We start from the raw sequence: 7,376 nt of genomic DNA, 5'->3' as shown, positions 1-7,376 counted from the left end.
GTACAAAGAATTGCATAAATTATTAGTCACAGCTTAAATGATTCCCCAAATTTATTCAGACCCGTTTCTGCTTTTTAAACTTTGCAACAGAACCGTTTAATTCCTATCAATAATCCATTGGTAACATCATAATAAAACTTTTACCATTATCAATAATCCATATACGGTGTGCTAATGGAAGTTTATCCACTTTTACATTCGTTTTGGAACGTATTTCAAAACCTGGACTTTCTGGTTGATAATTTAATACTAAATAATTATCCTCCAATTTTAAATCAAAGATGTGTTTATCGCTTAATAAAAAATTGTTTCTTGAAAGTATTTGTGTTTTAAAAAAATCCCAAATGCTTTTAGTTATTATTGAAGGAAGAATTTTATCTATACTTGCCGTTCCATAACTATGACGATAAATATTACGTATTTTCATATTGTATCCTCCTTTTCAAAACCAAAGGAGATTGAAATATTTAAGGATAAATCTAATGATGGTACACGTAAGTTACCCCACGTATCTAATGGATCATGCCCATCGATAACATATTTTTCCTCAATTCTCGCTAAATAATAGTTTTCACTTCCAATGCAATTTAGCCAATAAAATAAAAGTAAAATAGATTCGCTATTTTTAGTATCGTTTATGTTTTCTCCTAGTTCCTCTGGCATATCCCACTTAAAATCCGTCCAATGCCATAACAGACCGTGTGGTAGTGTATTTTTTGTTTTTGCCTTATTCAATAATTCGTGCACTTTTTCTACTGATTCAGAATTAGTTAATATTTTATTCATAGATCTTAATAAATCTGAATTCCTTATTATTAACACTACATTTGCCATGTGCTTAATACCTCCTAAAGTGTTCTTCATAAAATTTCACGTACCATATAGTTAATATATTTTAAACATATAGTAATCAAGGGAATGCTGTCCTTGAAAGGACGGAAATATCATTTAAAATTTCACACGTAATTACGTAAAACATAATCACAATCGCTACATATATCCTTATATGATTTACCATTTATGGTTTTCTTTTCGAATAGTTCAATTGTCTCCACATAATAAGAACAATTTGTACATTTTTTAAAGTATAAATCCAATTGATCGATAGGTAATTTATTTTTATATAGCCAAATTTCTACATCAAATTGTATTAGTTTTTTGATTCTTGGAAATTTCATAGTAGGAGTTTGGGATTTAAAATTAACTAAATTAAGCATGAAGGACCTCCTTAATATAATTCTGATTCACCCAAATAATCTGGGTGAATCAGAAGCTTTATCCAAGTATTTAATCTTAAAATTTCATCAAAGTTAAATTAAAAAACGATATTTTGACTATTAATAAGTGAAAGTGAATTTTTCTTAAATACGAATAAAGTCATGGGTGCTAATATGAAAATCTTCTTGTTTTTGAAACATAATCACTTCAGAACAACTTTCACTCTTTTTTATTTTCTTTATAAAATTATTTAAATCTTTTTGATCATAATTTTCTAATTTCCAATATACTAACTCACTGTTTATCGACCAGCCTTTTAAATAATTTTCGCGGAGACCAACTACTAATAAGATGAAATCCTTATTCTTTTTACTATTCTTTTTATATACCTTTTCCAAATTTACATATCCAAGTAGTAATGCAAATAGCATTTCTATATCACCAGACATACTGGAAATGAAATTTTCATGTTTGGCATATGCAAATAGTCTTTGCTTAATAACGGTTAAATCATAATTACTAAATGACAATACCATTGGGCCGCCCCAATCACCATCAGATATATAGCCAGCTTTTTTTCCATCTATATATACCACTGCCTGTTGAAGTGGTTCACCCTCATGTCCACGTTTAATTGTGTAAGTCTTGATTTCAATCCCATTAATACTTGCCATTTTTATTCCCCCTGGTCTACATGATTTAATTACTAAATATCCGTCATACAATCTGTGAATAAATAGATTCAAATTTCTTGCGATCATTTATCGTTCCAGATAACTCAAATTTCATTAATACGGGTACGTTGTATTTATCAGAGATAACATCTGCACTCTTTGCAAACATGTCTCCCCAATTGCGATTGCCACTTGCTGCAACGCCTCGTAAATGCTTAAAATTCTTAGTTAAGAAGTCTTCTACAAGTTGTGGCACTTGACCAAAACCTGTTGTGTAAGTAACGAGTATAAAATCCTCTTCAAGGAGTAAATTGTCAGTAATTTTTACTGACTTTATATTTGGTAATGATTTTATAAACCGTTCAACATTACTTGTCTTAGATGCAAATGCCACTAACATAAAAGTACCCCCTTGACTATTTTTAAAAGCAGAAAAGGGGCATATTCCAATTGAATATAACCCCATTTTGAAACTATAAAATTTGGTTTTTACCCAGGTCCTAATTACTGATAGTTAGTTGTTCATTTAAGTCTTCTATTATGGATTCTTTAGTTGATTCCATCCCGACAGGAATAACAACTCCATATATAACACCCTGAATTAACCCATCTGGATAATTCGGAGTATCTTTAACTCGTTCTAATAAAAATTCAGCAAACTCTTCAATTGTTTCATCATCTTGAGCGTAAAATTGAATATTTCCAAGAAGGACTAGTTCCGGAGTCTCTGGACTTTGTTGCATTGGCACTAGTTCCTGCATTAATGGTTGACGTATTTCGGGTAAGCAATAATCTAAAAATATGCCTATTGTCGAAATAACCATAGTATCCATGAAAGAAGTAATAATCAGATCTCCTTTCATTCCATAAACACGAATTGCTGCAGCTATTTGACGATAGTCTTCGCTATTCAAATACCCTTGAAACTCACCATTTAAATATAAACTAAATAACTCATTATTATTTTCAAACATATTATAATTCCTCCTTATTATCTTTAATAATATTTCTATCATCTTCATAATGACTTGCTGCTGCATCTGAAAATTGGTCCAACAGAAAGTGAATTTGTCTGTCTAGCAGCATAATATCGTCAAACACATGACTTCCAAAGTACATGCTAATCGATGTAATACTTTCAAAGTTAATACTCAATTCATATTGCCCTATCTTACTGTTGAAATAGAAAGTTGACTTTTGCTGCGTATTTTGGAATTTATGACGAACTTCTGTTTTTTCGAGAAGATTTCTTTCTTCAAGTTTCGGAGCGATAAAACGATATATTGCTTTAATAAGACTTGAAGAGAGTATTTCCATCATAAAAGTAAAAACTTCTGGATTCTTCTTGTAGATACGATTATAGGAATCTAAAAAAAGCATCGTTTTTGTAAATTCAATTTTGTTATTAGAGAACTTTTGAATTTCAGCATTTTCGTGAAGTGTACAGCTGTCCCAGTAAGTTTCATTTAGCAGCTCAATAAAATTATTCATCTTAACTCCCTCCATAATAAAAACTCCTCAAAATTGAGAAGTCTGTTCATTACGCATACATGCGTTTAATATTTTCTTACTGTGTTTCTAATCGGAATTCTTCGTAGTCATTTCTTAAAAGTAGGTATTGTTTTGAAATGATTTCTTGAATGTCTTCATGTGCTAGATCCTGATTCTCAGTAAGAGCATCATTTTTTAATTCTGGCCATGTTTTACCGCATTGATCTAATACGAATTCATTAAAACTCATTTATTCTCTCCTTTCTAGACAATACAAAAAGCCCTTCAAGGATACTGGATAGTAAGAACCAATGCATTTAGCATTACATTCTTCTTTCAAGTAACCCGAAGGGCTTGTGTGTATTGAAATTGATTTAAAAAATAAAAAAGGTGTATATAACAAATAATATCTCAAATTTCTGAAAATGTAAATTGATTATAAAGAATTCGTTTTAGAGTTTGATAAATATAATTTATAGGAAGTAAATATGAAAAAGTTAGAGAATTATCTTAGTTATCAAATAGATTCTGCCTATACTTTAAGTAGAGCCCAATTTATTAAATTTAAATAGTTTATATGTTCATATATAGAATTTTGAAGGGGGTATATTGTAAATGATTCCAACGTCAACATACGTGGCTAAATGGGTATTAGATGACTTAACACTTGCATCAAGACCAAATCAGGGGATCAAATTAAGTACATTTAAAAAATTAGAGAAACTTTATGTAGAATACAGAGAAATGATTGAGGGGGATACTAGCTTTGAAATTACGCATTATTTGCTAGAGTTTATCAATCCGCATAATCTCTTTGTAGTAAGAGAGGGTTACTATATATTTGATAATAAAACGATGAAATTTATTAAAGTATCGGATGACATCCATTTTTCAAATCAAAGCTTAGCGTACTGTAATAATGGAGTTGCAGTGGATTTGATAAACGGAAAAATGCATTTTTTAGAAGGTCATTATTATAAAGTTAAGACCTCATATGTTGATTTATTAAAAGGAGAAACTATACCTGTAATGGTATTAAGTCATTTAGATAATAATGTTGGAGTATCAGTTCCTTTGACAATGTTTAATGAGGAAAGAACTTTTAAAATTTCAGAGAGTTATATAGTGGATCTCTCCTCGAAAAATTGTAACAATGAGAGTGAATTTAGTGAAAAGGGAAACGTAGTGCGATTTCTAAAACCATCTATTGTGTAGTTAAGTATATATGTTAATTAAATTCATAGTGAATTTAAGAAGGTGATAAATTTGTCTTTTGAAATGTATACAGCCTTTCGAGGTAAAGTAATTATAAAGGATGAATATAAAGAATTGGTGGAATTAATAAATACAGGAAGCTGGGAAGAAGCAGCCTTAAAGTTTCCATTTGTTAAAGAATATATAAAAGTTAATCGTAGTAAAGACATTCCATTTACAAAGGAACAGATAAATGAAGCATTAGCAGAAGATGATTTTCTATATATGAGGTGGCACGTAGGAAACTGGGAAGAAGAGAATGACTATTATACAAATTTGAAAGGTAATAAATGGTCTTTTATAGCCAATTTAAAGAATTACAGAGATACAGAATTTAATGCGACACCTATTTCATTATTTATGAATTTGATATTAAAAGAAGTAGCAGAACATATTATAAAGCTGGAGGCTTGGTATGGTGAAGCTGATGAACCAGAAGAATATGTTTTTATTAATAACGAATTTATAAAGAAGTTGTAGCAGTAATGAATTATTGCTGCTTTTTTATTTCTAAATATACTAAAATTATTGTTGTTGGGTTTATGTATATTCATTTATAATAGAATATGGAAAATTTTACACTGCAATAATAAAGGTTTTAATATACAAGAGCTGGGAGCAGCTCTTTTTATTTTGCTCAGGGGGAGTGTGAAAGAAATAAGTTTATGTTAGTGGCGAAGTTAAATGATCTAATAGAAAATAAAAAGTTACAATTAGCAGAATTGGTAAATAAACATGGTTTTAGTCATACGAAAGTCCTCCATTTAAGTCAGGAAATTGATAAATTAATTAATAAATATATGATTATAAAAAAAGGAACCCTATAATAGTAGGGTTCAAAGGGAACAGATACATAAAATAAATAAAGAGAATAATTTAATTATATAAGAAAGTTGATACTGTAATATTGAGAAAGTGTAAAGACTGAATTAATTATTTTCGTTTGAAAAGTGATGTGATTACTATATTAAAACTAAGAACAGATTTAATAGAGAAAGCTTTTAAACTAACTCATATAAAAGAAGACAGCAACGCTAGTAAACAGGAAATTGATATTGCATTTAATTTATATGAAGAGTTACAAAAAATAGATGAACCTAAGAAATTTAAATTTTATCCTTATAATGAAAAGCAAGCCAGTGAATTCTCACTATCTAATTTCTCGAAAGATGCTAAAAAAATTACTCGTTTAAGAGACTGGGTTTTAGAAGTGCTGCCTATAATTGAATTATTCAAGAAAGTGGGAAAGTTACCCCTAACTAGGGAGAATGATGACTTTATAGAGTATCTTGAAAATTGTTTTAATACTTATAGATCAGGGTTAGAGAACATTTGTAGTGCAACATTAGAAACAGTGATTACCAAAAAGGATTTGGAGCTTGTAAAGGATTTGTGTAATGGGATTATCAATTCTTTAAAAGAATATTATAAAGGTTTTCCGTCAAAGGCTTTTAAAGAATTTCATAGAGTTTTAATAAATAACGTGTCAATACCAAATCATTTCAATGATATAAAAACACTTCAAAACTTTGACAATGAATTCCTCTATAGAATGCGAGTCGGTACCGATCATGTATTTACAAGTGAAGAAATGTTTCATATTCCATTAGAACTTCGGGGAATAGTCAGCACAAATAGATACAGTATTCCTGGGTTACCATGTATCTATTTAGGAAGCTCACTTTTAACCTGTTGGGAAGAACTTAATAAACCGGATTTAAATATGGTTCAGACTTCAGTATTTAAATCAGATGATATAAGTTATATAGATTTATCTACACCACCTGTTGTTTTTATAGAGAGATAATTAAGAAATTCTACGACTACGGTTCAATTATGAAAAAACGCTTATTTGCGGATAGGTTAAATGAACCAAATGAAGTAATTTCTTATCTAATTATTTGGCCTTTAATGGCAGCATGTTCTGTACGTGTAAAAAATACGACTGACACATTCAAACCAGAATATATTATCCCACAGCTATTATTGCAGTTTATAAGATATGATGGATTTTTTGATGGCGTAAGTTACTTCTCGACTAAAGTGGATAATTATTCTGCTAAAACAGCCGAACTTTATAAAAATTTTGCCTTTCCTGTTCAACATGGAGCAACTAAAGGTCTTTGTCCAAAATTACAAAGTAAATTTGATGTTTCCAATGCAGTACCGTGGAAGATGTATAAGGATTCGCATCATTCTTTCCCCCATGGAGGAGAGAAACGAGTTGAACATGAATTTATTGATGGAATGAGTTTATTATATTCTTCTACAGATTTTAGTAAGCTTGAAACTTTTTTACAGAACAAATTTTTATTAGATAGATCTAATTGACATTAGTCTAGAATGTGGGAAGGTATTCAATTTATAGATTCAAATGTTTAGGAGACAAAACAAATTTGTGATATATTTTTAAAGTAGTGCACAAGTGCAAAATCACAAAAAAGATCACCTACGAAATTTTGTAGGTGGTCTTTTCATATTCATTAAATAAACTTTGGATTCAATTAGTACATTTGATTTTTACGTATCTTTAATAGATAAAACTATATGGAAAAAATAAGTGAAAAGCAGAATTTTTTTATCTAAATATATAGAATTTTCAACAAAAATTCATAATTATGTTATATAATGATGTTAACAAACCATATTTTAGGCATTACCCCCGATTGTGTAGAATAAATAATTTTTCGATGAGCTAAAGTATTTGGCTAAAAGAACTTGTAGCGGGGCCTTGCTACA

The 7,376-nt window shown here is 29.6% G+C and carries 11 protein-coding genes and 1 pseudogene; 4 read left to right on the top strand and 8 right to left on the bottom strand.

The window, feature by feature from the left end; all coding sequences use genetic code 11:
* Nucleotides 1-106: 106 nt before the first annotated feature.
* The 8 genes from ATL10_RS29870 to ATL10_RS31475 all read right to left on the bottom strand — a co-directional run bounded on the left by ATL10_RS29870 (nucleotide 107) and on the right by ATL10_RS31475 (nucleotide 3,633).
* The gene (locus ATL10_RS29870) at nucleotides 107-427 is read right to left on the bottom strand and encodes a DUF960 family protein (protein ID WP_110498221.1); all 321 of its coding nucleotides are present in this window, start codon (nucleotides 425-427) and stop codon (nucleotides 107-109) included.
* Nucleotides 424-834 carry a hypothetical protein gene (locus ATL10_RS29865; RefSeq protein WP_000024610.1) on the bottom strand — a complete coding sequence of 137 codons (411 nt, stop codon included), beginning with the start codon at nucleotides 832-834 and terminating at the stop codon, nucleotides 424-426. The genes ATL10_RS29870 and ATL10_RS29865 overlap by 4 nt, the downstream gene beginning before the upstream one ends.
* A gap of 122 nt (nucleotides 835-956) precedes the next feature.
* A complete protein-coding gene (locus ATL10_RS29860) occupies nucleotides 957-1,217 on the bottom strand; it encodes a hypothetical protein (RefSeq protein ID WP_110498219.1) in 261 nt (86 codons plus the stop codon).
* Between the two features lie 144 nt (nucleotides 1,218-1,361).
* Nucleotides 1,362-1,892 carry a hypothetical protein gene (locus ATL10_RS29855; protein WP_110498217.1) on the bottom strand — a complete coding sequence of 177 codons (531 nt, stop codon included), beginning with the start codon at nucleotides 1,890-1,892 and terminating at the stop codon, nucleotides 1,362-1,364.
* Nucleotides 1,893-1,935: 43 nt separating this feature from the next.
* Nucleotides 1,936-2,292 (bottom strand): class Ib ribonucleoside-diphosphate reductase assembly flavoprotein NrdI, encoded by a 357-nt coding sequence (nrdI, locus tag ATL10_RS29850; RefSeq protein WP_000959161.1) that lies wholly within the window; start codon nucleotides 2,290-2,292, stop codon nucleotides 1,936-1,938.
* Nucleotides 2,293-2,392: 100 nt separating this feature from the next.
* On the bottom strand, nucleotides 2,393-2,866 hold the full coding sequence (locus ATL10_RS29845; RefSeq protein WP_000462737.1) for a hypothetical protein: 474 nt from the start codon (nucleotides 2,864-2,866) through the stop codon (nucleotides 2,393-2,395).
* A 1-nt stretch (nucleotide 2,867) separates the two neighbouring features.
* Nucleotides 2,868-3,383, bottom strand: a complete 516-nt coding sequence (locus tag ATL10_RS29840) for a hypothetical protein (RefSeq protein ID WP_062821198.1) — start codon at nucleotides 3,381-3,383, stop codon at nucleotides 2,868-2,870.
* Nucleotides 3,384-3,459: 76 nt separating this feature from the next.
* On the bottom strand, nucleotides 3,460-3,633 hold the full coding sequence (locus ATL10_RS31475) for a hypothetical protein (protein ID WP_000009392.1): 174 nt from the start codon (nucleotides 3,631-3,633) through the stop codon (nucleotides 3,460-3,462).
* A 365-nt stretch (nucleotides 3,634-3,998) separates the two neighbouring features.
* Between ATL10_RS31475 and ATL10_RS29835 the strand changes: the two genes are divergently transcribed.
* The 4 genes and pseudogenes from ATL10_RS29835 to ATL10_RS32255 all read left to right on the top strand — a co-directional run bounded on the left by ATL10_RS29835 (nucleotide 3,999) and on the right by ATL10_RS32255 (nucleotide 6,968).
* Nucleotides 3,999-4,598, top strand: a complete 600-nt coding sequence (locus ATL10_RS29835) for a hypothetical protein (protein WP_062821186.1) — start codon at nucleotides 3,999-4,001, stop codon at nucleotides 4,596-4,598.
* 63 nt (nucleotides 4,599-4,661) lie between these two features.
* Nucleotides 4,662-5,117, top strand: a complete 456-nt coding sequence (locus ATL10_RS29830; protein ID WP_110498223.1) for a hypothetical protein — start codon at nucleotides 4,662-4,664, stop codon at nucleotides 5,115-5,117.
* A 185-nt stretch (nucleotides 5,118-5,302) separates the two neighbouring features.
* Nucleotides 5,303-5,464 carry an aspartyl-phosphate phosphatase Spo0E family protein gene (locus tag ATL10_RS29825; RefSeq protein ID WP_110498215.1) on the top strand — a complete coding sequence of 54 codons (162 nt, stop codon included), beginning with the start codon at nucleotides 5,303-5,305 and terminating at the stop codon, nucleotides 5,462-5,464.
* Nucleotides 5,465-5,580: 116 nt separating this feature from the next.
* Nucleotides 5,581-6,968, top strand: a pseudogene (locus tag ATL10_RS32255) (hypothetical protein).
* Nucleotides 6,969-7,376 lie beyond the last annotated feature (408 nt).

It is taken from the genome of Bacillus sp. 196mf, assembly GCF_003217275.1.
Taxonomy (GTDB): domain Bacteria; phylum Bacillota; class Bacilli; order Bacillales; family Bacillaceae_G; genus Bacillus_A; species Bacillus_A thuringiensis_S.
This window is presented reverse-complemented; position numbering and strand designations above follow the sequence as displayed.

Excerpts from the sequence above, each read along its gene's own strand:
- ATL10_RS31475 (WP_000009392.1), bottom strand. The coding sequence starts at position 3,633 with ATGAGTTTTAATGAATTCGTATTAGATCAATGCGGTAAAACATGGCCA.
- nrdI (WP_000959161.1), bottom strand. The coding sequence starts at position 2,292 with ATGTTAGTGGCATTTGCATCTAAGACAAGTAATGTTGAACGGTTTATA.
- ATL10_RS29835 (WP_062821186.1), top strand. The coding sequence starts at position 3,999 with ATGATTCCAACGTCAACATACGTGGCTAAATGGGTATTAGATGACTTA.
- ATL10_RS29830 (WP_110498223.1), top strand. The coding sequence starts at position 4,662 with ATGTATACAGCCTTTCGAGGTAAAGTAATTATAAAGGATGAATATAAA.
- ATL10_RS29845 (WP_000462737.1), bottom strand. The coding sequence starts at position 2,866 with ATGTTTGAAAATAATAATGAGTTATTTAGTTTATATTTAAATGGTGAG.
- ATL10_RS29870 (WP_110498221.1), bottom strand. The coding sequence starts at position 427 with ATGAAAATACGTAATATTTATCGTCATAGTTATGGAACGGCAAGTATA.
- ATL10_RS29855 (WP_110498217.1), bottom strand. The coding sequence starts at position 1,892 with ATGGCAAGTATTAATGGGATTGAAATCAAGACTTACACAATTAAACGT.
- ATL10_RS29825 (WP_110498215.1), top strand. The coding sequence starts at position 5,303 with ATGTTAGTGGCGAAGTTAAATGATCTAATAGAAAATAAAAAGTTACAA.
- ATL10_RS29865 (WP_000024610.1), bottom strand. The coding sequence starts at position 834 with ATGGCAAATGTAGTGTTAATAATAAGGAATTCAGATTTATTAAGATCT.
- ATL10_RS29860 (WP_110498219.1), bottom strand. The coding sequence starts at position 1,217 with ATGCTTAATTTAGTTAATTTTAAATCCCAAACTCCTACTATGAAATTT.
- ATL10_RS29840 (WP_062821198.1), bottom strand. The coding sequence starts at position 3,383 with ATGAATAATTTTATTGAGCTGCTAAATGAAACTTACTGGGACAGCTGT.